Below are 25494 nucleotides of genomic sequence, written 5' to 3'. Positions count from 1 at the left end.
GTCCTGCTCGCCTTCCCGGTCCTGGCGGCCGCGCTGTTCGCCCTGGAGGCCGACCGGAAATTCGGGGCGCACGTCTTCGACGCGGCGAACGGCGGAGCCTTGCTCTGGCAGCACCTCTTCTGGTTCTTCGGCCATCCAGAGGTGTACATCATCGCGCTGCCGTTCTTCGGCATCATCTCCGAGGTCATCCCGGTCTTCTCCCGTAAGCCGATGTTCGGCTACATGGGCCTGATCGCGGCCACCATCGCGATCGCCGGTCTGTCCGTGACGGTGTGGGCCCACCACATGTACGTCACCGGTGGTGTGCTGCTGCCGTTCTTCTCCTTCATGACCTTCCTGATCGCCGTACCGACCGGTGTGAAGTTCTTCAACTGGATCGGCACGATGTGGAAGGGGTCGCTGAGCTTCGAGACCCCGATGCTGTGGGCCACCGGCTTCCTGATCACCTTCACGTTCGGTGGTCTGACCGGTGTCATCCTGGCCTCGCCCCCGATGGACTTCCACGTCTCCGACTCGTACTTCGTGGTGGCGCACTTCCACTACGTGGTCTTCGGCACGGTCGTCTTCGCGATGTTCTCCGGCTTCCACTTCTGGTGGCCGAAGATGACGGGCAAGATGCTCGACGAGCGCCTGGGCAAGATCACCTTCTGGACGCTGTTCATCGGCTTCCACGGCACCTTCCTGGTCCAGCACTGGCTCGGCGCCGAGGGCATGCCGCGTCGTTACGCCGACTACCTGGCGGCCGACGGCTTCACCGCCCTGAACACGGTCTCGACCATCAGCTCGTTCCTGCTCGGCCTGTCGATCCTGCCGTTCCTCTACAACGTGTGGAAGACGGCCAAGTACGGCAAGCCGGTCGGCGTGGACGACCCCTGGGGCTACGGCCGTTCGCTGGAGTGGGCGACCTCCTGCCCGCCGCCGCGGCACAACTTCCTCACCCTGCCGCGGATCCGCAGCGAATCCCCGGCGTTCGACCTGCACCACCCTGAGATCGCCGCGCTCGAACAGCTCGAGCACGCCGGTCACGGCACCGCCATCGCGGGCAGCAAGGAGGCCGGCAAGTGAAGATCCAGGGTCGGATGTTCATCTGGCTGAGCGTCTTCATCCTGATCATGGCCATCGTGTATGGCGTGTGGTCGAAGGAGCCGGCCGGTACCACAGCGCTCTTCCTGGCCTTCGGCCTGAGCGTCATGATCGGCTTCTACCTGGGCTTCACCGCCCGGCGGGTCGACGCGGGTGCGCAGGACGACAAGGAGGCCGACGTCGCGGACGACGCCGGCGAGCTGGGCTTCTTCAGCCCGCACAGCTGGCAGCCGCTCATGCTGGGCGCAGGCGGAGCGATCGCCTTCCTCAGCGTCGCGGTCGGCTGGTGGCTGATCTACTTCGCCGCACCGATCATCATGCTCGGCCTGTTCGGCTGGGTGTTCGAGTACTACCACGGTGAGAACCGCACCCAGTAGCACGCGAGAGCACGCGCCGGGAGCCCGGACCCCCTGTCAGGGGGCCCGGGCTCCCGCCTTTTCCGGCCGGACAGGCGGGTCCGTCTTCTGCCGCAGCCCCGGTCGCTCGAACGGGTTACTCGCCGTGCCTGTACGGCAAGCACCTCATAGCGTGATCATATGAACCACACTCCGCGCACCCGCACCGTCGTCAGCTGCACCCTGCTGGTGACCGCCCTCGGTGCGGGCGTCACCGCTTGCGCTTCTGACGGCAACCCCCTGTCGGCCAAGCCGTACGACGCGGCGGGCCTGATCTCCTTCAACGGCCCCACCGACGCAGGGAAGCGGGCCGACCCGGACAAGCCTCTGGAAGTCACCGCCCAGAGCGGCGGCCGGATCACCGACGTCACCGCTCAGGACTCCACAGGGCGCTATGTGGCGGGCGAACTGGCCGCCGACGGCAGCCGCTGGCACAGCACCTCCCCGCTGGCCGCGAACGCCCACTACACGGTCGCGGTGAGCACCGAGGACGAGGACGGGGCGCCCGGCCGCAAGGTCCTCTCCTTCGACACCAGCATGCCCACCAGCAAGAAGCGCCTGGGCGTCACCTTCGGGCCGGACAAGGGCACCTACGGCGTCGGACAGCCGATCACCGCCCAGCTCGACCAGCCGATCAAGGACAAGGCCCAGCGGGCCGTCGTGGAGCGCGCCCTCAGGGTGGACTCCGTGCCCGCCGTGCAGGGTTCCTGGTACTGGGTGAGCGACAAGGAACTCCACTACCGCCCCAGGGAGTACTGGCCCGCCCACGCCACCGTCCAGGTGCACAGCAACCTCGACGGCGTGAAGATCAGCGACCGGCTGTGGGGCGGCAAGTCCAAGGCGCTGACGATCACCATCGGTGACCGCATCGAGGCCATCACGGACGCCGCCACGCACCAGCTCACGTACTACAAGAACGGCCGGCAGGTCGAGCAGATCCCGGTCACCACCGGCAAGCCCGGCTTCGAGACCCGCAACGGCGTCAAGGTGGTCCTGGAGAAGCAGTACTTCGTACGCATGCGCGGCAGCACCGTCGGCATCGCCGAGGGCAGCTCCGACTCCTACGACCTGCCGGTCTACTACGCCACCCGGGTCACCTGGTCGGGCGAGTACGTGCACGCCGCCCCCTGGTCCGTCGGATCCCAGGGGTACGCGAACGTCAGCCACGGCTGCACCGGTATGAGCACGTCCAACGCCGAGTGGTTCTTCGACAACGTCCACCAGGGCGACATCGTCAAGGTCGTGAACTCCAACGGCGACCCGATGGAGCCCTTCGGCAACGGCTTCGGCGACTGGAATCTCGACTGGAAGAAGTGGCGCACGGGCAGCGCGTTGACGAACGGCACCGCGGACGGCTCGGCGTCGGGAGACGTGGCAAGGCTGCGCCCGACGGCCGTGTGAGCGCCGGCGAGGGGCGCGGGGAGGCGCGCGAGAGGCCACGGGGCCGCTCGCGCGCACGAACCGCGCGCCCCGGGCTCTCAGGCGCTCAGCAGCCTCTTCTGCCGCAGCAGGGAAGCCAGCGCGGCGGCGAACTCCACCGGGTCCACCGGCAGGGTGACCGCCGCCTCGGCCCGGCTCCAGGTGGCCAGCCAGGCGTCCTGCGGCCGGCCCATCAGCAGCAGCACCGGCGGAGCCTGGAACACCTCGTCCTTGATCTGCCGGCACAGCCCCATGCCCCCCATGGGCGCGGACTCGCCGTCGAACACGCAGACGTCGATACCGCCCTTGGCCAGCTCGCTCAGCACCGCGGCGGGCGTCGCGCACTCCACGAACTCGACCTGGGGCACGTCCGGAGCGGGCCGGCGCCCGGTGGCCAGCCGTACTTGCTCGCGGGTGTTGGAGTCGTCGCTGTAGACCAGCACCGTGGCGGTCGGCTGCATTGTTCCTCCGGGACGTCAGCGTCGTACGGACAGGACGGACAGGGCCGTTTGGGCGGATGTTACTCCCATGAACACCACGTCAGCACCGGTTCGGCAGGCAGCAACACTCCGAACGGCACCCCCCGGAGTGAGGGCGGGATAAGCGACCGACATAATGTCGGTCGTGGCGACAGCAACGACAGTAGATACCGGGCACGCGCACCCGTCGGTCAACCGGCCGAACCTCACCAGCGTCGGAACCATCATCTGGCTGAGTTCCGAGCTGATGTTCTTCGCGGCCCTCTTCGCGATGTACTTCACCCTCCGGTCGGTGACCGGACCGGACCACTGGAAGGAGATGGCGCACGCCCTCAACGTGCCCTTCTCCGCGACGAACACCACGATCCTGGTGCTCTCCTCCCTCACCTGCCAGCTCGGCGTGTTCGCGGCCGAGCGCGGCGACGTGAAGAAGCTCCGTGGCTGGTTCACCCTCACCTTCATCATGGGTGCGATCTTCATCGGCGGTCAGATCTACGAGTACACGGAGCTGGTGAAGAAGGACGGCATCTCGCTGTCCTCGGACCCGTACGGCTCGGTGTTCTACCTGACCACCGGCTTCCACGGCCTGCACGTGACGGGTGGTCTCATCGCCTTCCTGCTGGTCCTCGGCCGCACCTACGCGGCGAAGAGGTTCACGCACGAGCAGGCGACCGCCGCCATCGTCGTGTCCTACTACTGGCACTTCGTCGATGTCGTCTGGATCGGCCTTTTCGCCACGATCTACCTGATCAAGTAGCCGGGACCGCTCCCGCACATCCAGAAGCATCGACGCAGAAGATCCTGACACCGGGGTAATCCGTGAAAAAGCTCTCCGCACGACGACGCCATCCGCTGGCGGCGGTCGTCGTCCTACTCCTCGCGCTGGCGGCCACTGGGGGGCTGTACGCCGCGTTCGCGCCCGCGAGCAAGGCGCAGGCCGATGAAACCGCCCAGTCCCTGACCATCAAGGAGGGCAAGAAGCTCTACGAGGTCGGCTGCGCAAGCTGCCACGGCACCGGTGGCCAGGGCTCCTCCGACGGGCCGAGCCTGGTCGGTGTCGGCGCCGCCGCCGTGGACTTCCAGGTCGGCACCGGGCGTATGCCCGCCGCCACCTCCCAGGGTGCCCAGATCCCGCGCAAGAAGGCCGTCTACACGCAGGCCCAGATCGACCAGCTGGCCGCGTACATCGCGTCGCTGGGCGCCGGCCCGAGCGTGCCGACCAAGCAGCAGTACAGCCCGGACGGGGCGGACATCGCCAAGGGTGGCGAGCTGTTCCGCACCAACTGCGCGCAGTGCCACAACTTCACCGGCAAGGGCGGTGCCCTCACCAAGGGCAAGTACGCCCCGAGCCTCGAGGGTGTGGACCCCAAGCACATCTACGAGGCCATGCAGACCGGCCCGCAGAACATGCCTTCCTTCCCCGACACCACGCTGACGGAGAAGAACAAGAAGGACATCATCGCGTACCTGCACGCGGTCGACAGCAGCGATACGGACAACCCGGGTGGTATGGAGCTGGGTGGCCTCGGGCCGGTCAGCGAGGGCCTGTTCGCCTGGATCTTCGGACTGGGCGCGTTGATCGCGGTCGCCGTCTGGGTCGCCGCTCGGACCGCAAAGGCCAAGAAGTCATGAGTAGCCAAGACATTCCAGAAGAGAACCTGCCCGCTGAGCAGGACCACGCGCACGGCGCGGTGAGCGTCGCGGACGAGGAGAACCCGTTCTCCGACCCGGGCCTGCCGCCGCACGAGCACCGGATCCAGGACATCGACGAGCGGGCCGCCAAGCGGTCCGAGCGCGCGGTCGCCCTGCTGTTCACGGTGTCGATGCTGGCCACCCTCGGCTTCATCGCCTCGTACGTCTCGATCCCGAACGACAAGACGATCTTCGTCTTCCCGATCGGTCACCTCAGCGCGCTCAACTTCGCGCTCGGCCTGACCCTCGGTACGGCCCTGTTCTGCATCGGCGCGGGCGCGGTCCACTGGGCCCGCACCCTGATGTCCGACGTGGAGATCGCCGACGAGCGCCACCCGATCGAGGCGCCGCCCGAGGTGCGCGCGAAGGTCCACGAGGACTTCCGCGAGGGCGCGAAGGAATCGGCGATCGGCCGCCGCAAGCTGATCCGCAACACCATGCTGGGCGCGCTCACCCTGGTGCCGCTCTCCGGTGTCATGCTGCTGCGCGACCTCGGACCGCTGCCCCAGAGCACGCTGCGCCACACCCTGTGGGCCAAGGGCAAGCGCCTGGTCAACATGAACACCAACCAGCCGCTGCGTCCTGAGGACGTCGCCGTCGGCTCGCTCACCTTCGCCAAGCCCGACGGCCTGGAGGAGAAGTCCGAGGAGTTCCAGACGGAGATCGCCAAGGCGGCCCTGATGATCGTCCGGCTCCAGCCGGGCAACATCAAGGACAAGCGTGAACTCGACTGGGCGCACGAGGGCATCGTCGCGTTCTCCAAGATCTGCACCCACGTGGGCTGCCCGATCTCGCTGTACGAGCAGCAGACGCACCACGTGCTGTGCCCGTGCCACCAGTCCACCTTCGACCTCTCCGACGGCGCCCGAGTGATCTTCGGCCCCGCCGGCCACGCCCTGCCGCAGCTGCGCATCGGTGTGGACAACGAGGGTTACCTCCAGGCGCTCGGCGACTTCGAGGAGCCCGTCGGTCCTGCATTCTGGGAGCGCGGATGAGTACTGCAGCGAACGAGACGAATTCATCCGCCGCCGACGCGGCGGGCCGCTCTCGCGGCAAGGCACCGGCCGGCGAGCGCATCGCCGACTGGGCCGACGGACGGCTCGGGATCTATTCCCTGGCCAAGTCCAACATGCGCAAGATCTTCCCCGACCACTGGTCGTTCATGCTGGGGGAGGTCTGCCTCTACAGCTTCACCATCATCATCCTGACGGGTGTCTACCTGACGCTGTTCTTCCACCCGTCGATGAACGAGGTGGAGTACCACGGCAGCTACGTCCCGCTCCAGGGGCAGCTGATGTCGGAGGCGTTCAGCTCCACCCTGCACATCTCCTTCGACGTGCGCGGTGGCCTGCTGATCCGGCAGATCCACCACTGGGCTGCGCTGATCTTCCTCGCCGGCATGTTCGTGCACATGATGCGCGTCTTCTTCACCGGCGCGTTCCGCAAGCCGCGTGAGATCAACTGGCTGTTCGGCTTCCTGCTGTTCGTCCTTGGCATGTTCACCGGCTTCACCGGTTACTCGCTCCCGGACGACCTGCTCTCCGGCACCGGTGTCCGCTTCATGGAGGGCGCGATCCTGTCCGTGCCGATCGTCGGCACGTACCTGTCGTTCTTCCTCTTCGGCGGCGAGTTCCCCGGCCACGACTTCGTGGCGCGGTTCTACTCGATCCACATCCTGCTGCTGCCGGGCATCATGCTCGGTCTGGTGGTCGCCCACCTGATCCTGGTCTTCTACCACAAGCACACGCAGTACGCGGGTCCCGGAAAGACCGAGAAGAACGTCGTCGGCATGCCGCTGCTGCCGGTCTACATGGCCAAGGCCGGAGGCTTCTTCTTCCTGGTCTTCGGTGTCATCGCGGCCATCGCGGCGATCGCGCAGATCAACCCGATCTGGGCCATGGGCCCCTACCGCCCGGACCAGGTGTCCACCGGCGCCCAGCCCGACTGGTACATGGGCTTCGCCGAGGGTCTGATCCGCTTCATGCCGGGCTGGGAGATCAACTTCTGGGGTCACACGCTCGTCCTGGGCGTGTTCATCCCGCTGGTGCTCTTCCCGCTGGTCCTGGCGGCCATCGCGGTCTACCCGTTCATCGAGTCCTGGGTCACCGGCGACAAGCGCGAGCACCACATCCTGGACCGCCCGCGCAACGCCCCGACCCGCACCGCCTTCGGTGTCGCCTGGGTGACGATCTACATGATCACCCTGGTCGGCGGTGGCAACGACCTGTGGGCCACGCACTTCCAGCTGTCGATCAACGCCGTCACCTGGTTCGTCCGGATCTTCTTCTTCGTCGGACCGGTCATCGCGTTCGTCGTCACCAAGCGGATCTGCCTCGGACTGCAGCGCCGCGACCGCGACAAGGTGCTGCACGGCCGCGAGACCGGCATCATCAAGCGGCTGCCGCACGGTGAGTTCATCGAGGTGCACGAGCCGCTCAGCCAGGAGCAGCTGCACACGCTCACCGCGCACGAGCAGTACCAGCCGGCCGAGATCGCTCCGGCGGTCGACGAGAACGGTGTCGAGCGCAAGGTGAAGGGCACGGAGAAGCTTCGCGCGAAGCTCTCCGCCGCCTACTACGGCGAGGACAACCAGATCCCCAAGCCGACCGTCGAGGAGTACAAGGAGATCACGAGCGGCCACGGCCACCACTGATCCCCGCGTCGCCACACCACGGAGAGGGGCCCCGTCCGTTGCGGACGGGGCCCTTCGCCGTCCTCCGGGCTGGATAGGGTGGTGTACGACCTTGCAGGACTGTGTACGAGGAGCGGCTGATGAGCGCTGTGACCCCCGCTGGAGGCGACACCGCGGCGGGCCGTTCCTGGCCCGTCCTGCTGAACGGTCTGCTGACCGGACGGGACCTGTCGGCCGACGAGACCGCGTGGGCGATGGACCGGATCATGCGCGGTGAGGCGACCGACGCCCAGATCGCCGGCTTCATGGTGGCGCTGCGGGCCAAGGGCGAGACGGTCGAGGAGATCTCCGGACTCGTCCGGACGATGTACGAGCACGCCAACGTGATCGAGGTGCCCGGCCCGGCGGTCGACATCGTCGGCACCGGCGGGGACGGCGCCAAGACGGTGAACATCTCCACCATGGCCTCGATCGTCGTCGCGGGCACCGGCACGAAGGTCGTCAAGCACGGCAACCGCGCGGCCTCCTCCGCCTCCGGGTCCTCCGACGTCCTGGAGCAGCTCGGGATCAATCTGAACCTGACCCCGAGACGGGTCGCCGAGGTCGCCGAGGAAGCCGGCATCACCATCTGCTTCGCGGTGAAGTTCCACCCGTCCCTGCGCCATGTGGCGGCGGCCCGCGGCCAGCTGGGCATCCGGACCACGTTCAACGTGCTCGGGCCGCTGACCAACCCGGCCAAGGTACGCGCCCAGGCGGTCGGGGTGGCCGACCCGAGGATGGCCCCCATCGTGGCCGGCGTCCTCGCCGAGCGGGGCAACTCCGCGCTGGTCTTCCGGGGGGACGACGGCCTGGACGAGCTGACCGTCACCGCCACCTCCCGGGTGTGGGTGGTCCGCGACGGCAAGGTCTCCGAGGAGGTCTTCGACCCGCGGGACGTCGGCATCGACCTCGTCCCCGTGGAAGCACTGCGCGGCGCCGACGCGGCCTACAACGCGGCGGTCGCCCGCCGCCTGCTGGACGGCGAGCGGGGGCCGGTGCGGGACGCGGTCCTGCTGAACGCGGCGGCCGCGCTCGTCGCCCTGCGGCCCACGGACGCGCCGCTCGCCGACCAGCTGCGCGCCGGCATCGCCGAGGCGCGGGAGTCGGTCGACTCGGGCGCGGCCAAGCGGTCGCTGGAGCGGTGGGTGGCGGCCAGCAACGCCTGACCCGGGGCCGGGCCGAGGCGCAGTCCGTATGCCGGACTGCGCCTTGCGCGCCGAAGACCGTGTGGCAGGATACTGAACCAGGTCATGAGTGACAGTCATGAGGCCCCGGCCGACTGTCCGGCAACCCTCCGTCCGTGGCGGGGTGCCCCGGGTGAAGACCAGGTCGCGGACAGCAAGGTCTGCGGCAAGCGCGGACCCCTCGCGCGCTCGTGACGAGCGCGGGGCCAGGGGTCCTGGTCATCGAGGGAGCCGTTCCGTGAGCCGGCGAATGCGATAGGGCCGCAGAGCCCCGCCTCCGCACACCCTTTTTCCCCTCGTCCGCGCTCGAGCCGTGTCCGCTCGCGCGGCGGGTCCCATCTGCTCGCACGGGAGTTCCCCCATGTCCGTCATCACCGCTGCCGCCGACCAGACCGTCTGTGCCCCGCTGTCCGTGCTGGGCCGGGACGTGACCGTTCCGCTCGTGACGGGCGGCGAGGTCGGCTACGCCGCGCTCGACTACGCGGCCAGCGCCCCCGCCCTCCAGCGCGTCTGGGACGACGTCGCCGCCTACGCGCCGTACTACGGCAGCGTCCACCGCGGGGCGGGCTACCTCTCCCAGCTCTCCACCGACCTGTTCGAGAACGCCCGCAGGACCGTCGCCGCGTTCCTCGGCTGCCGGCAGGACGACCAGGTGATCTTCACCCGGTCGACCACCGACTCCCTGAACCTGCTGGCCCGCGCCCTGCCGGCCGGCTGCCAGGTCTTCGTCTTCGAGACCGAGCACCACGCCTCCCTACTGCCCTGGCAGGACGCCCAGGTCAGCTACCTCGACGCCCCGCGCAGCCCCCGGCAGGCCGTGGAGACCCTGGAGCGGGCCCTCGCCGGCCGCACGGTGTCCGCCGAGGGGGGCCACGGCCCCGCCCTCGTCTGCGTCACCGGCGCCTCCAACGTCACCGGGGAGCTGTGGCCGGTGCGCGAGCTGGCCGCCGCGGCGCACGCGCACGGTGCCCGGATCGTCCTCGACGCCGCCCAGCTCGCCCCGCACCACCCGGTCGACGTCCGCGACCTGGACGTCGACTGGGTCGCCTTCTCCGGGCACAAGCTGTACGCCCCCTTCGGCTCCGGCGTGCTGGCCGGACGCGCCGACTGGCTGCGGGCGGCCGAGCCGTACCTCGCGGGCGGCGGCGCCAGCCGCAAGGTCACCCGGCGCACCGACGGGGGAGTGGACGTGGAGTGGCACGAGAGCGCCGCCCGCCACGAGGCCGGCTCCCCGAACGTGATCGGCGCCTACTCGATCGCGGCGGCCTGCAAGGCGCTCACCGAGGCCGGCTGGGAGTCCCTGGTCGCCCGGGAGCAGCACCTGGTCCGCACCGTCCGCGAGGGCCTCGCCGAGGTGCCCGAGGTGCGGATCCTCTCCCTGTTCGGCGACGACGCCCCGCGCGTCGGCGTCATCTCCTTCGTCGTGGAGGGCTGGAACAGCTCCCACTTCGCCGCCGCGCTCTCCGCCGAGTACGGCATCGGCGTCCGCGACGGCCTGTTCTGCGCGCACCCGCTGGTGCGCACCCTGCTGGGCAGCGACCCGCAGGCCCAGGGCGAGTGCGGCGCCCCGGAGGCGGCCCCGGGCGAGAAGTCCCTGAACGCCATCCGCGTGAGTTTCGGCGCGGGCACGCCGGACGAGCACGTGGAGCGGTTCGTGAACGCCGTACGGGAACTGGTCCGCGAGGGCGCCAAGTGGCGCTACCGCACGGAGGACGGCCGCTGCGTCCCCGCGGTCTGAGACCGCCCGGCGGACGGCCGCCGCGAGGGGGGCCGGACAGGGCCTCCGCGACGGCCGTGCCGCCCTTGCCGGAACCCGGGTGCGGCCTCGGCGGCGGCCGGCACACCCCTGCGGGAACCTGGGGTGCGGCCTGGGTGGCGGCCGGCCCGCACCCGAGGGAGCCCGGGTGCGGCCATGGCGGCGGCGGTGGCGCCGGTCGTCGTCCGCGGCCCTCGCCCGTACGCCCCCTGGGGCGCCGGCGTCGCCGCGGTGGACGGGGCTAGGCCCTGTCAGACAGGACCTAGTTGTCCAGGCCGATGGCGAACGCGGCCTCGAGGTCGTGCTGGGAGTAGGTGCGGAACGCCACGTGCGTGTCGGTACCCTCCACGCCCGGGATCTTGCTGATCCGGCCCGGGATGACCTCGGCCAGGTCCTCGTGCTGCCGTACCCGGACCATGGCGATCAGGTCGTAGGTGCCCGTGACCGAGAAGACCTCGCTGACGCTCTCCAGCGCGGCGATCTGCTCCGCGATCTCGGGGATCCGGTCCACGCTGGTCTTGATGAGGACGATCGCGGTGATCACGGTTGGTTCTCTCCCTCGGGAGCCGGGGCCGGTGCGGGCTTCACTCTAGCCCTCCGGCTTCCCGCCAGTGCCCTTGTGAGGACGCCCTTCGGACCCCTCCGGCCGCCGTAGCGCGCCCAGGCGTAGCCGAAGCCGAGCGCGAAGCCCACCAGGTGCGCGAGGTAGGCCACGCCCGGGCCGTCGGAGGCGCGGCCCGCCGCGAGCCACTGCAGGGCCGCCCAGCAGGGCAGCACGACCCAGGCGGGGAAGCGCAGCGGCAGGAAGAACAGGAACGGCAGAAGACTGGTCACGCGCGCGCGGGGGAACAGGTAGAGGAACGCTCCGAGGACCGCCGAGATCGCCCCGGAGGCGCCCACCAGCGACTGCTCGGAGGCGGCGTTGGCGGCCGCGTAGCCGAGCAGGGCCAGGTACCCGCAGCCGGCGTAGAAGAGGGTGAACTGCACCCGGCCCATCCGCTCCTCGGTCATCGCCCCGAAGACGAAGAGGAAGAGCATGTTGCCCAGCAGATGCACCCAGCTGCCGTGCACGAACAGGGCGGTGGCCGGGGTGAGCGCGTCGCGGGCGGCTCCGTCGAACAGCTCGGCCGGGACCACCCCCCAGCGGCGGAAGTACGCCCGCTGCGCGGCGAGCATCGCGTCCCCGGTGCCGTACGCGGGGGTGAGGCCGGAGGCGGGGCTCAGCACGAAGATCAGGCAGCACAGGGCGATGAGGCCGTACGTCATCGGCGCCGAGGTCCCCCGGACCGCTCTGAGTGTCCTGCCGGCCGCCGTGCTCCAGGTGCTGATCATGACTACAGAGCATGACGTAACGGGACGCAAGCTGACAGACCGCCTCGCCGCCGTGAACGGATGGGCGGCGACTACCCGCCAGGCCGTAGGGTTACGAGCCACACGCGCCCGCCGGTGGCGCGCGCCGAGAGCGATAAGGATGCGGACGACGATGACGGTTCCCCTGCCGACCGCCACGACGCGATGGCGCTGCACCCTGTGCGGCAATCTCACCCGGTTCGACGTGACCCGCTCCTCGAAGGTCGTCGAGTACGTCCATCTCGATCTGGCCGGCGAGCCGACGGTGGAGGAGCGCGAGGTGGTCGGTGAGACCATCGAGTCGGTGCGCTGCCGTTGGTGCAACGCGGTGGACCAGGTGGAACTCGTGGACAGGCCGGGTGCCGGCTCCTGAGCGGAGCGGCCCCCGGGGAACAGCGGACGTAGTGGGGTGTGACGGATGGTGGAGACCGCAGGCGGGGGGCCGGGCGACGGCACCGCCGAGGTGCTTGACCGTCCGCTGCCCGACGGTGTGCGCCGGCGGGTCGTGCAGATCGTCTCGGACGGCTTCGGCGGCCTGACCGTGGTGGAACTGCCCGCCCAGCTGAGGCAGTACGCCCGGTTCGCCCCCAATCGCCGGGCGAAGTTCGCCGGCAACGCGATGGCGGCGGCACTGGAGACCGATCCGCTGTTCCGGCAGCGGATCGGGGAGAAGTTCAGAGAGGCGCAGCCGGAACTCGCCGGCGCCCTCGACTCAGGCTCCCCGCCCCCGGCCGCGGACCCGCTCGACGTGGCGGCCGCGGCCTACGTACTGCGGCCGGCGGGCTGGGTGAAGCTGGTCACCGCGGCCGGCGAGGAGGCGCAGCGCGCGCACGCCGAGCGGGTGGAGGAGGAGAGCCGGGCCGAACTGGAGCGGCTGCGCGCCGAACTGGTGGAGGCCCGCGACCACACCCGGGCCGAGACCGAACGGCTGCGCGCCGAGCTGGAGTCGGCGAAGAAGGAGGCCGAATCCCTGCACCGCAAGCTGCGCGCCGCGCACAGCGACGTCAAGCGGGGCGAGGCCGCGCTGCGCAAGGTGCAGGCCGAGGCCGACGCCGTGCGCGCCGAGGCGCAGCTGCAGGTGTCGGCCGCCGAGAGCGAGTCCCGCCGGCTCAAGGCCCGGCTCGGCGAGGCCGAGGCGGCGCTGGAGGCCTCCCGGCGCGCCGCCCGCGAGGGCCGCAGCGTGGAGGACATGCGGGTACGGCTGCTGCTCGACACCCTGCTGGACGCGACCCAGGGCCTGCGGCGCGAACTCGCCCTGCCGCCGGTCTCCGTGCGCCCGGCCGAGACCGTGGACGCGGTGGAACCGGGACGGATGACCCCGAAGGACATCGCGGCCCGCGCCCTGTCCGAGAACGACCCGGCGATCCTCGACCAGCTGCTGGCGCTGCCGCAGGTGCATCTGGTGGTCGACGGCTACAACGTCACCAAGACCGGCTATCCGCAGATGCCGCTGGAGAAGCAGCGGCTCAGACTGCTCGGCCAGCTCTCGGCGCTCGCCGCGCAGACCGGCGCCGAGGTGACGTGTGTCTTCGACGGTGCCGAACTGGCCGCGCCGGTCCTGCTCGCACCGCCGCGTGGGGTGCGGGTGCTGTTCTCCAAGCCGGGAGTCACGGCGGACGAGCTGATCCGCCAGATCGTGCGCGCCGAGCCGCCGGGCCGTCCGGTCATCGTCGCCTCCACCGACCGGGAGGTGGCCGACGGGGTCGCCAAGGCCGGTGCCCGACCCGTGGCCTCTGCGGTGCTTCTCAAGCGACTGTCCTGAACGTCCAACGGGCACAGGCATTGCCCGAATTGGCCGTATCGTCACGCAGCGCAGCGTCAATCGCGCATCACTGCATGTGAGTTGTGTGCAAAGAATGCATTGCGTGACGTGTTTTTTGGCGTGAGGATTTGAACTGATCACAACTGGGTCACTAGGGTCTGGGCTCGAACCTCCGAACGGGTGGTCACTCACAAGAAGGAGTTCCTCCTCCGTGGCGTCCCATCGTCGACCCAAGCAGCCGAGTCGCACGCGTGTCACCGTGCTGACCACCGCAGCAGCCGCCGCCGTCGCGCTCAGCGCGAACGCCGCCAACGCCGCTCCCAGCGAGAAGCTGAACAAGGACGAGGTGAAGGCGAAGGTCGACAAGCTCTACCAGGAGGCCGAGCAGGCCACCGAGAAGTTCAACGGGGCCAAGGAGAGGCAGCAGAAGCTGCAGAAGGAAATCTCCACCATCCAGGACAACGTCGCCCGCGGTCAGCAGGACCTCAACAAGCTCCGCGACGGCCTGGGCTCGCTGGCCACCGCGCAGTACCGCTCCGGCGGCATCGACCCCTCGGTGCAGCTCTTCCTGTCCTCGGATCCGGACAGCTACCTCGACAAGGCGTCCACGCTCGACCAGTTGAGCGGCCAGCAGGTCGAGGCCCTGAAGAAGATCCAGGACAAGCAGCGCGAACTGGCCCAGGAGCGGGCGGAGGCCACCGGGAAGCTCAAGGACCTCTCCTCCACGCGCACCGAGCTGGAGAAGAAGAAGAAGGAAGTCCAGGGCAAGCTCGCCGAGGCGCAGAGACTGCTCAACACCCTGACCGCCAAGGAGAAGGCGGCCCTCGCCGCCGAGCAGCAGCGCGCCAACCGCTCGTCCACCGAGCGCGTCAACCTCGGTGACACGCCGCCCTCCTCGGGCCGGGCCGCCGCTGCCTTCTCCGCCGCCCAGAGCCAGATCGGCAAGCCGTACGTCTACGGCGCCACCGGGCCGTCCTCCTTCGACTGCTCGGGTCTGACCTCCTGGGCCTACGCCCAGGCCGGCGTCTCCATCCCCCGCACCTCGCAGGCGCAGGCGGGCATCGGCACGAGGATCTACTCGCAGAGCGATCTGCAGGTCGGCGACCTCGTCTTCTTCTTCAACGACATCCACCACGTGGGCCTCTACGCGGGCAACGGCCAGATCCTGCACGCCCCGCGCACCGGCACCGTCGTCCGGTACGAGTCCATGAGCACCATAGGCGGGCCGTTCATGTTCGGCGTCCGGGTCTGAGTCGCACGGACCCCACGGACCCCGCGAACCGTCTCCGCACCCGCACCCGGTGGCGCCCGAACGGGCGAATCCCGGAAACCGGAACTGACTCCTCGCCCCGCCGTTGACCTGCGTCAGCGGCGGGGCGTCAGCGTGTGTTGACTCCGATGTCTTTGGCCCGGGCCCTTCCGCACGGCTACTGTCTGCCGCGTTTCCCCGGCGCCGGGGCCTCCCCGTCCCCGGCGCCGGGGAAGCGGTCTCTGTCCGCCAGCAGAAGGACTGCCGTGGGGTCTCATCGTCGCCTTGCACCGTCCGGGTTCGACCGGGGCGCGGCCGCCCTGTGCGCGCTGTCGGCCGCGGCCGCAGCGCTCGGCACCGTATCGGCGCACGCGACGCCGCACGGTGACACCCGTGCCGAGGTGGACCGGCTCTACGAGCAGGCCGAGCAGGCGACCCAGGCCTTCGACAAGGCCGCGGAGCGCGCGGACTCGCTGCGCCGCGAGGTGCGCGACGCGCAGGACCACATCGCCCGGCAGCAGCTGCGCGTCAACGCCCTGCGGGAGCGGCTCGGTTCGCTGGCCGGTGCCCAGTACCGCTCCGGCGGCATCGACCCGGCCGTCGCCCTGCTCTTCTCCGACGACCCCGACGACTACCTCGACAGGGCCGCCACCCTCGACCGGATCGGTGCCCGGCAGGCCGGCCAGCTCAAGGAGCTGCAGTCGCTGATGCGGGAGCTGGTCCAGGAGCGCTCGCAGGCGGCCGGCAAGCTCGCGGACCTGGAGAAGAGCCGCAAGGCCGTCGCCGTGCACAAGCGGAGCGTGGAGCGCAAGCTCGCCGCGGCCCGCCGGCTGCTCAACTCCCTGTCCGCCGCCGACCGCGCCGCCTACGACCGCGCCTCCCGGAGCGGCCGTACCGAGCTGCCCGGCCCGGCCGGCGCCGTCGCCCCCGACGGCCGCGCCGCCGCGGCCCTGGCGGCCGCCCGCGCCGCCCTGGGCCGTCCCTACGTGTGGGGCGCCAACGGTCCCTCCGGGTTCGACTGCTCGGGCCTGATGCAGTGGTCGTACGCACACGCCGGCGTCCATCTGCCGCGCACCTCCCAGGAGCAGCGCTTCGCCGGCCGGCAGGTGCCGCTCTCCCAGGCCCGCCCCGGTGACCTGATCGTCTACCGGTCCGACGCGAGCCACGTGGCGATGTACGCCGGCAACGGCCAGGTGATCCACGCGCCGTACCCGGGTGCCCCGGTGCGGTACGACCCGGTCGGCATGATGCCGGTCTCCTCGGTCACCCGGCCCTGACCGCACCGCGCGCCGTACGATCGGCAGGTGGCCGGTCGCAGAGACGTGTGGGGCGCAGCAGGCGCGGCAGTCGCCGGGTTCTGCCTGCTGCTGCCGCTGACGGGCTGCGGCGGGCCGGCGGCGACCGACTCCACCCGCGCCGAGGTGCAGCGGGTGCTCGACCGGCGGGCGGCGGCCCTCCTCGGCCACGACGGCACCGCGTACGGCGCGACGGGCGCCCGCACCGAGTACACCCGGCTGCGCGCCCTCCCGCTCAGCTCCTGGACCTACCGGGTCACCGGCGTGCGGCGCACCTCCGCCGGTGCCGTCGCCGACGCCGAGCTGCGCTACCGCGTCACCGGCTACGACACGGCGCCCGTGGACACCCGCCGCACCCTGACCCTCGGCCGTACCGCCGACGGGAAGTGGTACGTCAGCGCCGACCGGCCCGCGCGGGACGCCGGCCAGCAGCTGTGGGACCAGGCGACGGTGACCACCGCGAAGGGCGCGCACAGCCTGGTGCTCGGCGCCGGCCGGCCGGCCACCGAGCTGCGGGCCTTCGTCCGGCTGGCCGACCGCGCGGTCCCGGCCGTCTCCGGGGCCTGGGGGCCCCGCTGGAGCCGGCGGGTCGTCGTCCTCGTGCCGCGGACGCTGGCCGGGATGGCGGCTCTGCTCGGCTCACCCGCCGTGAACTACCGGGGCATCGCGGCCGTCACCACCGGCGAGGCGGGCGGCGCGGGCAAGGCGCCCGCGGACCGGGTGGTCGTCAACCCGGAGGCGTACGCCGGGCTGGGTGACGTCGGCAGGCAGGTCGTGATCACCCACGAGACCACCCATGTGGCCACCCGCGCCCACACCACCGCCGCCACCCCGCTGTGGCTCTCCGAGGGGTACGCCGACTGGATCGGCTACCTCGGCACCGGCCGCGCCCCGGAGGAGATCGCGCCGGAACTAGCCCGGTCCGTCCGGGACGGCCGGGTGCCCGCGACGCTGCCCCCGGACGCTCGCTTCGGCTTCACCAGCGACCCCTCCGAGCTGGCGCGGGCCTACGAGGGCGGCTGGCTGGCCTGCCGGATGGTCGCCGACCGCTGGGGCACGGAACGACTCGACGCCTTCTACCGGGCCGTGGGCGCCCACGGGCAGCGGGCGGGCGCGGTGGAGCAGGCCCTGAAGGAGGTGCTCGGCACGACAGCGGCGGAGTTCACCGCGAGCTGGCGGGCGTACGTCCGCGCGCAGCTCGGCTGAGCGTCCCGATCGCCTCACCCGGCCGTTCCCGCTCGGCCTGCCCGGCGTCCGCCTCACGCCGGCGTCCGCCTCACGCCGGCGTGCGTGCGCGACGGCCGTGCCGTGGCGGCGGTCGTGCCGCTGCTGCCGGGGCGGGGCGTCAGGAGGAGACCGGGGTCTCCTGCTCCCGGGTGGGCTGCGGCGGGAACGGGGCGGCCGGGGCCGGCGGTACGGTCGAGCGCCACAGCCGGCGGGCCGCCGTGAGCGCGGCGGCGGCCAGCAGACCGTTGCGCAGCACCAGCAGCGTGATCCCGTACCAGTCGCTGGTCACCACGTGCGTGAAGCCGAGCGGGAACTCCAGGACCGTCACGAAGGACGCGAGCACGACCATCAGGGCGGGCGCGCCCATGCGGCTCGCCCGGTGGGTCAGGCAGACGGCGGCCAGCCCGATCAGCCACACCAGGTACTGCGGGCTGATCACCCGGCTGGTGACCGTGAACAGCAGCACCGCCGTGAAGGCGGCGTCGGCCAGGGTGTGCGGCGTGAACGTGGCCGCGCGCAGCCGCCACAGCAGCAGCCAGCCGAACGCGGCCCCGGTGAGGGCGAGCGCCGCGCTGCTGACCTGGTCCACGTGCGGGCCGAGGAACTCGATCGACCCGTAGTTCAGCAGCACCTGACCGTCCCAGCCGAAGTGCCGGGCCACATGGAAGACCAGCGAACCCAGCGACTCCACCTCCGTGCCCCGGTCCCGCTGGAACGTCAGGAAGGCGAAGGCGCCCGGCATGGAGACCGTGAACAGCGCGGCGAGGCCCGCCGCGGTCACCGCCGCCGACGCCCACGTCCGCCGCCGCACGGCACCGACCAGGAGCAGCGCCGGCCACACCTTCAGCAGCGCCCCGAAGGCCGCCAGCGCCCCCGTCAGCCGCGGGTGGCGGGCCCCGGCCAGCAGCGCCGCCACGGCCACGGCGGTCACCATCACGTCGTACCGGGCGTACACCGTCGGCCCGAGCAGCGGCATGCCGGCCACCCACACCCAGGCCCCGCGCGGGGAGCGGTCCGGCCACGTGCCCGCGTACCGCAGCAGGGCCAGGACCACGAGGTCGGTGAGGAAGGCCAGCACGAAGAAGGCGTGCGGGTACGACAGGAAGGGCAGCAGGCCGGGGGAGAGGATCGGGAGGGCGGCGGCCGGCGGGTACTGCCAGGTGACGTCGTCCAGCGGAAACGTTCCTTGCCGCAGCACCTCGTACCAGCCGCGGTAGATCACGGACACGTCGGAGGTGACGTCCGGGCCCGGGAAGGCGAAGACCCGGAAGACGAGCAGCAGCAGCACCGCTCGGGTGCCCGCCCAGACGGTGAGCAGCCGGGCCAGGGAGCACCGGGCGGCGTTCGTCTCCACGTGATGCCCTGCCCTTCGATCTACGGCGTGGCTGTCCCGTGCCGTTCGATTACCCGTGCCCATCATGACCTGCGCGGGCGCGGGGGTGCCACAGACTCGGCCGCGCCCGGCCGCGCGCGGCCGATTGGGTAGGGTCGGCGGCGATGCACAAGACCCTGATCGTCACCAACGACTTTCCGCCCCGGCCGGGCGGCATCCAGGCCTTCCTGCACAACATGGCCCTGCGCCTGGACCCGGACCGGCTGGTCGTCTACGCGTCCACCTGGAAGCGGGGCCGGGAGGGTGTCCGGGCCACGGCCGACTTCGACGCCGAACAGCCCTTCACCGTCGTGCGCGACCGTACGACCATGCTGCTGCCCACGCCCCAGGCGACCCGGCGGGCGGCCGGGCTGCTGCGGGAGCACGGCTGCGCCTCGGTGTGGTTCGGGGCGGCGGCGCCGCTCGGCCTGATGGCGCCCGCGCTGCGCAGGGCCGGCGCCGAGCGGCTGGTGGCCACCACCCACGGGCACGAGGCCGGCTGGGCCCAGCTGCCCGCGGCCCGGCAGCTGCTGGGCCGGATCGGGGAGGCCACCGACGCGATCACCTACCTCGGCGAGTACACCCGCTCCCGGATCGCGACCGCGCTCAGCCCGGCGGCGGCCGGGCGGATGGCGCAGCTGCCGCCCGGAGTCGACGAGAAGACCTTCCACCCCGGCTCCGGCGGCGACGAGGTCCGGGCGCGGCTCGGCCTCACCGACCGCCCGGTGGTGGTCTGCGTCTCCCGGCTGGTGCCGCGCAAGGGCCAGGACACGCTGATCCGGGCGATGCCCCGCATCCTCGCGGCCGAACCGGACGCGGTGCTGCTCGTCGTGGGTGGCGGCCCCTACGAGCGGGACCTGCGCCGGCTGGCCCGCGACACGGGCGTCGAGCCCTCCGTCCGGTTCACCGGCGCGGTGCCCTGGTCGGAACTGCCCGCGCACTACGGCGCCGGTGACGTCTTCGCGATGCCCTGCCGCACCCGGCGGGGCGGTCTGGACGTCGAGGGCCTCGGCATCGTCTACCTGGAGGCGTCCGCCACCGGCCTGCCGGTCGTCGCCGGAGACTCCGGCGGCGCACCCGACGCGGTCCTGGACGGGGAGACCGGCTGGGTGGTCCGGGGCGGCGAACCGGCACAGGCCGCCGAACGGATCGTGGCCCTCCTCGGTGACGCCGGGCTGCGCCGCCGGATGGGCGAGCGGGGCCGGCAGTGGGTCGAGGAGAAGTGGCGCTGGGACCTGCTGGCGGAGAAGCTCAAAGACTTGCTCTAGCGGGTGCCGCTTCCCGCGGCGCCCCTTGGCGGAACCGCAGAATCCGCACATGCTGCGCGCATGACAGCAAAACTGATGCAGCGTCAGCTGAGTAGACGTCACATCCTGGGCGTGATCGCCCTGCAGACCGCCGCCACGGCCGGTCTGACCCGCATAGGTCTCGAATCCGCGCACGCGGCCGAGCCCGAGGCGGTCGAGTCCGCCCCGGCGATCGTGGTCGGTTCGGGCTACGGCGGTGCCGTCGCCGCCCTCCGCCTCGGGCAGGCGGGCGTCCGCACCCTCGTCCTGGAGATGGGCCGCCTGTGGAACACCGCGGGCGGCGACGGCAAGGTGTTCTGTTCCACCACCGCCCCCGACCAGCGGGCCATGTGGTTCCGCACCCGCACCGAGGCCCCGCTCGCCACCTTCCTGTGGCTGGACGTGGTCAACAAGCCCATCGACCCCTACCCCGGCGTCCTGGACCGCGTGCACTACGACGCCATGTCGGTCTACGTGGGCCGGGGTGTCGGCGGCGGTTCGCTCGTCAACGGCGGAATGGCCGTCACCCCGCTCAAGTCCTACTTCGCCGAGCAGTTCCCGTCCGTGGACGCCGACGAGATGTACGGCACGTACTTCCCGCGGGCCCGCGCCATGCTCGGGGTGAACACCATCGACCCCGCGTGGTTCGAGTCCACCGAGTGGTACCGCTTCGCCCGGACCTCCCGCAAGGCCGCCGCCAACGCCGGGCTGAGGACCACCTTCGTGCCGAACGTCTACGACTTCGGCCACATGCAGCGCGAGGCCGCCGGCACCGCCACCAGGTCCGCGCTGGCCGGAGAGGTCATCTACGGCAACAACGAGGGCAAGCGCAGCCTGGACAAGACCTACCTGGCCGCCGCCCTCGGCACCGGGGCCGTCACCATCCACACCCGGGAGAAGGTCACGTCGGTCGGCAGGTCCGGCGACGGAACCTACCTGCTGACCGCGGACCGGATCGACGACACCGGCAAGGTCGTCGAGACCAAGAGCTACAGCTGCACGTATCTGTTCCTGGGCGGGGGCAGCCTCGGCACCAGCGAACTCCTCGTCCGCGCCCGGGACACCGGCACCCTGCCGGACCTGGACCCCAGCGTGGGCGCGGGGTGGGGCACCAACGGCAACACCATGCTCGGGCGCGCCAACCACGTCTGGGACACCGTCGGCGCCGACCAGGCCACCATGCCCGTCATGGGCATCGACGACTGGGCCAACACCGCCAACCCGGTCTTCGCCGAGATCGCCCCGCTGCCCATGGGCTTCGAGCACTGGATCAGCCTCTACCTGGCGATCACCAAGAACCCCGAGCGGGCGTCGTTCACGTACGACTCCTCGACGGGCGCGGTGCGGCTCGGCTGGACGGCCGCCCAGAGCGCGGTGTCGGTGGCCATGGCCAAGAGGCTGTTCGACCGGATCAACCTGGCCAACCTGACGGTCTACCGCCACGACCTCTTCGGCTCCGGCGGCAAGGTCTTCGCGGACGACTTCACCTACCACCCGCTGGGCGGCTGCGTCCTGGGCAGGGCGACGGACGACTACGGCCGGGTCAAGGGGTATCCACGGCTGTACGTCACCGACGGCGCGCTCGTGCCCGGCTCGCTCGGCGTCAATCCGTTCGTCACCATCACCGCGCTCGCCGAACGCACGATGGCGCGGGTCCTCGCCGAGGACACCGCGCCATGAGCGAACACGCCGGTCACTTGGCGTAGATCGCCTCGATCTCGTTCGCGTAGTCCTTCGCCACCACGTTCCGCTTGAGCTTCAGCGACGGGGTGAGGTGGCCCGACTCCTCCGAGAACTGGGAGGACAGAATGCGGAACTTCCGCACCGATTCCGCCTTCGACACCGCGGCGTTGCCGTCGTCGACCGCCGACTGGATCGCGGCCACGAGATCCGGGTCCTGGCGCAGCGACGCCGCGGTGGAGCCCGCCGGCTTGCCGTGCTCCGCGGCCCACCGGCCGAGGAACTCCTCGTCGACGGTGACCAGCGCGCCCACGAACGGCCGCCCGTCGCCCACCACCATGCACTCCGCGACCAGCGCGTGCGCCCTGATCCGGTCCTCTATCACGGCGGGCGCCACGTTCTTGCCGCCCGCCGTGACGATGATCTCCTTCTTGCGGCCGGTGATCCTCAGGTAGCCGTCCTCGTCGAGGGTGCCGATGTCACCGGTGTGGAACCAGCCGTCCGCCAGCGCCTCCGCGGTCGCGCCCGGGTTGTTCCAGTACTCCTTGAACAGGTGCTCGCCGTGCAGCAGCACCTCGCCGTCGTCCGCGATCCGCACCACCGAGCCCGGCAGCGGCTGGCCGACCGTGCCGATCTTCTGCCGGTCCCACGGGTTGAACGCGGTCGCCGCGCAGGACTCCGTCAGGCCGTAGCCCTCCAGCACGGTGAAACCGATGCCCCGGAAGAAGTGGCCGAGCCGCTCGCCCAGCGGGGCGCCGCCGGAGATGGCGTACTCGCCCCGGCCGCCGAGCACCGCGCGCAGCTTGCCGTAGACCAGCCGGTCGAAGACCTTGTGCTTGAACTTCAGGCCGAGCGACGGGCCCGAGGCGCTGTCCAGCGCCTTGCTGTAGGCGATCGCGGTGTCCGCCGCCTTGTCGAAGACCGCGCCCTTGCCGTCCGCCTGCGCCTTGGCCCGCGCCGAGTTGTAGACCTTCTCGAAGACCCGCGGGACGCCGAGGACCAGCGTCGGCCGGAAGGCGGCGAGTTCGTCCGTGAGGTCCTTGATGTCGGGGACGCAGCCCAGCTTGATCGGCGCCATCATCGGCGCGATCTGCACGAGCCGCCCGAAGACGTGCGCGAGCGGCAGGAACAGCAGGACCGAGCACTCGCCGGTGCGGAACAGCGGGCGCAGTCGCTCCACGATGTTGCCGCACTCGGCGAAGAAGCTGCGGTGGGTGAGCACACAGCCCTTGGGGCGGCCGGTCGTCCCGCTCGTGTAGACGATGGTCGCCGGGTCGTCGGCCTTGGCGAGCGAGCTGCGCTCCTCGACCGCCTCGTCCGACACGTCCTGCCCGAGCCGGCCCAGCTCCTGCACCCCGCCGGCCTCGATCTGCCAGACGTTCTTCAGGGCGGGCAGCGAGTCGCGCACCGACTCCACGGCGGCGGCGTGGCCGTCCAGTTCCACGACGCACGCGGTCGCGCCCGAGTCCGACAGGATCCACTGCACCTGCTCCGGCGAGCTGGTCTCGTACACCGGCACGGTGACCGCGCCGGCGCTCCAGATCGCGAAGTCCAGCAGCGTCCACTCGTACCGCGTGCGGGACATCAGGCCGACCCGGTCGCCCGGCTGCACCCCGGCGGCGACGAGCCCCTTGGCGGCGGTGCGCACCTCGGCCAGGAAGTCCCGGGCGGTCACGTCCTGCCAGGCACCGGCCACCTTGCGGGCGATGACGGCGACATCGGGATGCTGCGCGGCGTTTCTGCGGACGATGTCGGTCAGATTGCCGTCCGAGGGGACCTCGTACAAAGCCGGAAGGCTGAACTCGCGCAAGACTGCTGCTCCTCATAGGGCGCCGACGCCACGACACTGTGTGATGCGACGGTGCGGTCCAAGGCTCGGGCAAGTGCTCGGGACTTCGGTGGTTGAAATCCAGAGCACGACTGGACTGCCCGGACGTTACCCGCCGGTATGGCGTCTAGGACAGGGGGGTCCGGCGAGATGTTCGCTGCGTCACACAGCTTGGCGTTCCTTCGCGCACAGTAGTCCACGCCCGAACCGACCGGCGAGTAACCGCAGGCCGGGCCGACACTGTTCACGCAGACCGCACGGGCCTACGCTTGATCACCATGGCCTCCACACCCTCCGGCAACCGAAGGACCCGCGTCCACGTGGTGAGCGACGTGCACGGCAACGCCCGGGACCTGGCCCGGGCCGGCGAGGGTGCCGACGCCCTGATCTGCCTGGGCGACCTCGTGCTCTTCCTCGACTACGCCGACCACTCGCGCGGGATCTTCCCCGACCTGTTCGGCAGGGAGAACGCCGACCGCATCGTCGAGCTGCGCACCGCCCGCCGCTTCGCGGAGGCCCGCGAGTTCGGCGCCCGGCTGTGGGCCGGCATCGGCTCCGACCGGGCCGCGGCCATCGAGCGGGCGGTGCGCAAGCAGTACGCCGAGCTGTTCGCCGCGTTCCCCACCCCGACGTACGCCACCTACGGCAACGTCGACATGCCGCCCCTGTGGCAGGAGTACGCCCGGCCCGGCACCACCGTCCTGGACGGCCAGCGCGTCGAGATCGGCGGCCGGACCTTCGGCTTCGTCGGCGGCGGCCTGCGCACGCCGATGCGCACCCCGTACGAGATCAGCGACGAGGAGTACGCGGCGAAGATCGAGGCGGTCGGCGAGGTGGACGTGCTGTGCACCCACATCCCACCGGAGATGCCCGAACTCGTCTACGACACCGTCGCGCGCCGCTTCGAACGCGGCAGCCGGGCCCTGCTGGACGCCATCCGCCGCACCAGGCCGCGCTACGCGCTGTTCGGTCACGTCCACCAGCCGCTGGTGCGCCGCATGCGGGTCGGCGCGACGGAGTGCGTCAACGTGGGCCACTTCGCCGGGACCGGCAGGCCCTGGGTGCTCGAATGGTGACCGGCGGCCCCGCGGGTGAAGGCGCCGGTGCGGCGGCGCGGTAGCCTTCACGCTGCACACACGTGCGCAGCCCAGGCGCACACAGACCTCTCAACACGGCGCGTATCCGGAGGAGCCACGGCGATGGCGGAACACACCAGTTCGAGCATCACGATCGAGGCCGCTCCGGCCGACGTCATGGCGGTGATCGCCGACTTCGCGCGCTACCCGGACTGGACCGGCGAGGTGAAGGAGGCGAAGGTGCTCGCGACCGACGAGCGGGGCCGCGCCGAGCAGGTCCGCCTCGTCATGGACGCCGGCGCGATCAAGGACGACCAGACCCTGGCCTACACCTGGACCGGCGACCACGAGGTCGCCTGGACCCTGGTGAAGTCCCAGATGCTGCGCTCCCTGGACGGCTCCTACCTGCTGAAGCCGGCCGACGCCGGGGCCACCGAGGTCACCTACCGGCTCACGGTGGACGTCAAGATCCCCATGCTCGGCATGATCAAGCGCAAGGCGGAGAAGGTCATCATCGACCGGGCCCTGGCGGGCCTGAAGAAGAGGGTCGAGTCGGACCGGTAGGTCCTCGCCGGCACCCCCTCGGCGGGCGGGGCCTAGTGATCTGGTCTTGAGTTCACGTCTCGCCACGTGAGTCGCGGTTCGTTTCAGATTGCGGTCTGGGCGGTGACAGCGGCTGGCGGCTGCGGT

At 71.0% G+C, this 25494-nt stretch carries 23 protein-coding genes and 1 riboswitch; of the genes, 18 read left to right on the top strand and 5 right to left on the bottom strand.

From position 1 onward, the window contains the following. From ABVB68_RS35055 to ABVB68_RS35045, 3 genes are all read left to right on the top strand, one after another. Positions 1-1065 (top strand): cytochrome c oxidase subunit I (locus tag ABVB68_RS35055; RefSeq protein ID WP_353605260.1); only part of this gene is annotated, 1065 nt, incomplete at its 5' end. Further along, the gene (locus ABVB68_RS35050) at positions 1062-1460 is read left to right on the top strand and encodes a cytochrome c oxidase subunit 4 (protein WP_353605259.1); all 399 of its coding nucleotides are present in this window, start codon (positions 1062-1064) and stop codon (positions 1458-1460) included. The genes ABVB68_RS35055 and ABVB68_RS35050, both read left to right, overlap by 4 nt. A gap of 159 nt (positions 1461-1619) precedes the next feature. Continuing rightward, entirely contained in the window at positions 1620-2879 is a 1260-nt protein-coding gene (locus ABVB68_RS35045; RefSeq protein ID WP_353605258.1) for a L,D-transpeptidase, read from the top strand. A gap of 77 nt (positions 2880-2956) precedes the next feature. Here ABVB68_RS35045 and ABVB68_RS35040 read toward each other — a convergent pair whose 3' ends face one another. Beyond that, positions 2957-3358, bottom strand: a complete 402-nt coding sequence (locus tag ABVB68_RS35040) for a response regulator (RefSeq protein ID WP_353605257.1) — start codon at positions 3356-3358, stop codon at positions 2957-2959. Between the two features lie 154 nt (positions 3359-3512). On the opposite strand from ABVB68_RS35040, the gene ctaE reads away from it, so the two are divergent. From ctaE to ABVB68_RS35010, 6 genes are all read left to right on the top strand, one after another. Continuing rightward, a complete protein-coding gene (gene ctaE, locus ABVB68_RS35035) occupies positions 3513-4133 on the top strand; it encodes an aa3-type cytochrome oxidase subunit III (RefSeq protein WP_353605256.1) in 621 nt (206 codons plus the stop codon). A 62-nt stretch (positions 4134-4195) separates the two neighbouring features. Next, positions 4196-5008, top strand: a complete 813-nt coding sequence (qcrC, locus tag ABVB68_RS35030; RefSeq protein ID WP_353605255.1) for a cytochrome bc1 complex diheme cytochrome c subunit — start codon at positions 4196-4198, stop codon at positions 5006-5008. Beyond that, positions 5005-6063 carry a cytochrome bc1 complex Rieske iron-sulfur subunit gene (gene qcrA, locus ABVB68_RS35025; RefSeq protein WP_353605254.1) on the top strand — a complete coding sequence of 353 codons (1059 nt, stop codon included), beginning with the start codon at positions 5005-5007 and terminating at the stop codon, positions 6061-6063. The genes qcrC and qcrA overlap by 4 nt, the downstream gene beginning before the upstream one ends. Then, entirely contained in the window at positions 6060-7721 is a 1662-nt protein-coding gene (gene qcrB / locus ABVB68_RS35020) for a cytochrome bc1 complex cytochrome b subunit (protein ID WP_353605253.1), read from the top strand. Before qcrA ends, qcrB begins: the two co-directional genes overlap by 4 nt. Positions 7722-7840: 119 nt before the next feature. Further along, positions 7841-8905, top strand: coding sequence for an anthranilate phosphoribosyltransferase (trpD, locus tag ABVB68_RS35015; RefSeq protein ID WP_353605252.1), 1065 nt, complete (start codon positions 7841-7843; stop codon positions 8903-8905). A gap of 80 nt (positions 8906-8985) precedes the next feature. Continuing rightward, a riboswitch (SAM riboswitch) is annotated at positions 8986-9102 on the top strand. 182 nt (positions 9103-9284) lie between these two features. Then, on the top strand, positions 9285-10661 hold the full coding sequence (locus tag ABVB68_RS35010; RefSeq protein WP_353605251.1) for an aminotransferase class V-fold PLP-dependent enzyme: 1377 nt from the start codon (positions 9285-9287) through the stop codon (positions 10659-10661). A gap of 280 nt (positions 10662-10941) precedes the next feature. Here ABVB68_RS35010 and ABVB68_RS35005 read toward each other — a convergent pair whose 3' ends face one another. Together ABVB68_RS35005 and ABVB68_RS35000 are read right to left on the bottom strand one after the other, a co-directional pair. Further along, complete coding sequence (locus ABVB68_RS35005) at positions 10942-11223, bottom strand: Lrp/AsnC family transcriptional regulator (RefSeq protein ID WP_353605249.1); 282 nt, start codon at positions 11221-11223, stop codon at positions 10942-10944. After that, on the bottom strand, positions 11220-12011 hold the full coding sequence (locus ABVB68_RS35000) for a rhomboid family intramembrane serine protease (protein WP_353605248.1): 792 nt from the start codon (positions 12009-12011) through the stop codon (positions 11220-11222). The genes ABVB68_RS35005 and ABVB68_RS35000 overlap by 4 nt, the downstream gene beginning before the upstream one ends. A gap of 151 nt (positions 12012-12162) precedes the next feature. Here ABVB68_RS35000 and ABVB68_RS34995 point away from each other — a divergent pair, with 151 nt between their 5' ends. The 5 genes from ABVB68_RS34995 to ABVB68_RS34975 all read left to right on the top strand — a co-directional run bounded on the left by ABVB68_RS34995 (position 12163) and on the right by ABVB68_RS34975 (position 17541). Further along, the gene (locus tag ABVB68_RS34995) at positions 12163-12402 is read left to right on the top strand and encodes a hypothetical protein (RefSeq protein ID WP_067125142.1); all 240 of its coding nucleotides are present in this window, start codon (positions 12163-12165) and stop codon (positions 12400-12402) included. A gap of 45 nt (positions 12403-12447) precedes the next feature. Next, positions 12448-13791, top strand: a complete 1344-nt coding sequence (locus tag ABVB68_RS34990; RefSeq protein ID WP_353605247.1) for an NYN domain-containing protein — start codon at positions 12448-12450, stop codon at positions 13789-13791. A 211-nt stretch (positions 13792-14002) separates the two neighbouring features. After that, the gene (locus ABVB68_RS34985; protein WP_353605246.1) at positions 14003-15043 is read left to right on the top strand and encodes a C40 family peptidase; all 1041 of its coding nucleotides are present in this window, start codon (positions 14003-14005) and stop codon (positions 15041-15043) included. 263 nt (positions 15044-15306) lie between these two features. Further along, positions 15307-16317 carry a C40 family peptidase gene (locus ABVB68_RS34980; protein ID WP_353605245.1) on the top strand — a complete coding sequence of 337 codons (1011 nt, stop codon included), beginning with the start codon at positions 15307-15309 and terminating at the stop codon, positions 16315-16317. Between the two features lie 27 nt (positions 16318-16344). After that, positions 16345-17541, top strand: a complete 1197-nt coding sequence (locus tag ABVB68_RS34975) for a hypothetical protein (RefSeq protein ID WP_353605244.1) — start codon at positions 16345-16347, stop codon at positions 17539-17541. A gap of 139 nt (positions 17542-17680) precedes the next feature. Here the strand turns inward: ABVB68_RS34975 and ABVB68_RS34970 are convergent, their stop codons facing one another. Continuing rightward, positions 17681-18916: a glycosyltransferase 87 family protein gene (locus tag ABVB68_RS34970; protein WP_353605243.1), complete on the bottom strand. Its 1236-nt coding sequence runs from the start codon at positions 18914-18916 to the stop codon at positions 17681-17683. Positions 18917-19059: 143 nt separating this feature from the next. On the opposite strand from ABVB68_RS34970, the gene ABVB68_RS34965 reads away from it, so the two are divergent. Beyond that, complete coding sequence (locus tag ABVB68_RS34965) at positions 19060-20202, top strand: glycosyltransferase family 4 protein (protein ID WP_353605242.1); 1143 nt, start codon at positions 19060-19062, stop codon at positions 20200-20202. A gap of 60 nt (positions 20203-20262) precedes the next feature. Next, a complete protein-coding gene (locus ABVB68_RS34960; RefSeq protein WP_353605241.1) occupies positions 20263-21900 on the top strand; it encodes a GMC oxidoreductase in 1638 nt (545 codons plus the stop codon). A 13-nt stretch (positions 21901-21913) separates the two neighbouring features. Here the strand turns inward: ABVB68_RS34960 and ABVB68_RS34955 are convergent, their stop codons facing one another. After that, positions 21914-23710, bottom strand: coding sequence for an AMP-dependent synthetase/ligase (locus ABVB68_RS34955; RefSeq protein WP_353605240.1), 1797 nt, complete (start codon positions 23708-23710; stop codon positions 21914-21916). Positions 23711-24006: 296 nt separating this feature from the next. On the opposite strand from ABVB68_RS34955, the gene ABVB68_RS34950 reads away from it, so the two are divergent. Together ABVB68_RS34950 and ABVB68_RS34945 are read left to right on the top strand one after the other, a co-directional pair. Then, a complete protein-coding gene (locus ABVB68_RS34950; RefSeq protein ID WP_353605239.1) occupies positions 24007-24804 on the top strand; it encodes a metallophosphoesterase family protein in 798 nt (265 codons plus the stop codon). A 123-nt stretch (positions 24805-24927) separates the two neighbouring features. Next, complete coding sequence (locus tag ABVB68_RS34945; RefSeq protein ID WP_353605238.1) at positions 24928-25368, top strand: SRPBCC family protein; 441 nt, start codon at positions 24928-24930, stop codon at positions 25366-25368. The last annotated feature ends 126 nt before the right edge of the window (positions 25369-25494 follow it).

The organism is Streptomyces sp. NPDC096012 (assembly GCF_040426375.1).
GTDB lineage: Bacteria > Actinomycetota > Actinomycetes > Streptomycetales > Streptomycetaceae > Streptomyces.
The sequence above is the reverse complement of the archived record's forward strand: the minus strand, read 5'-3'. Positions and strand labels throughout refer to the sequence as shown.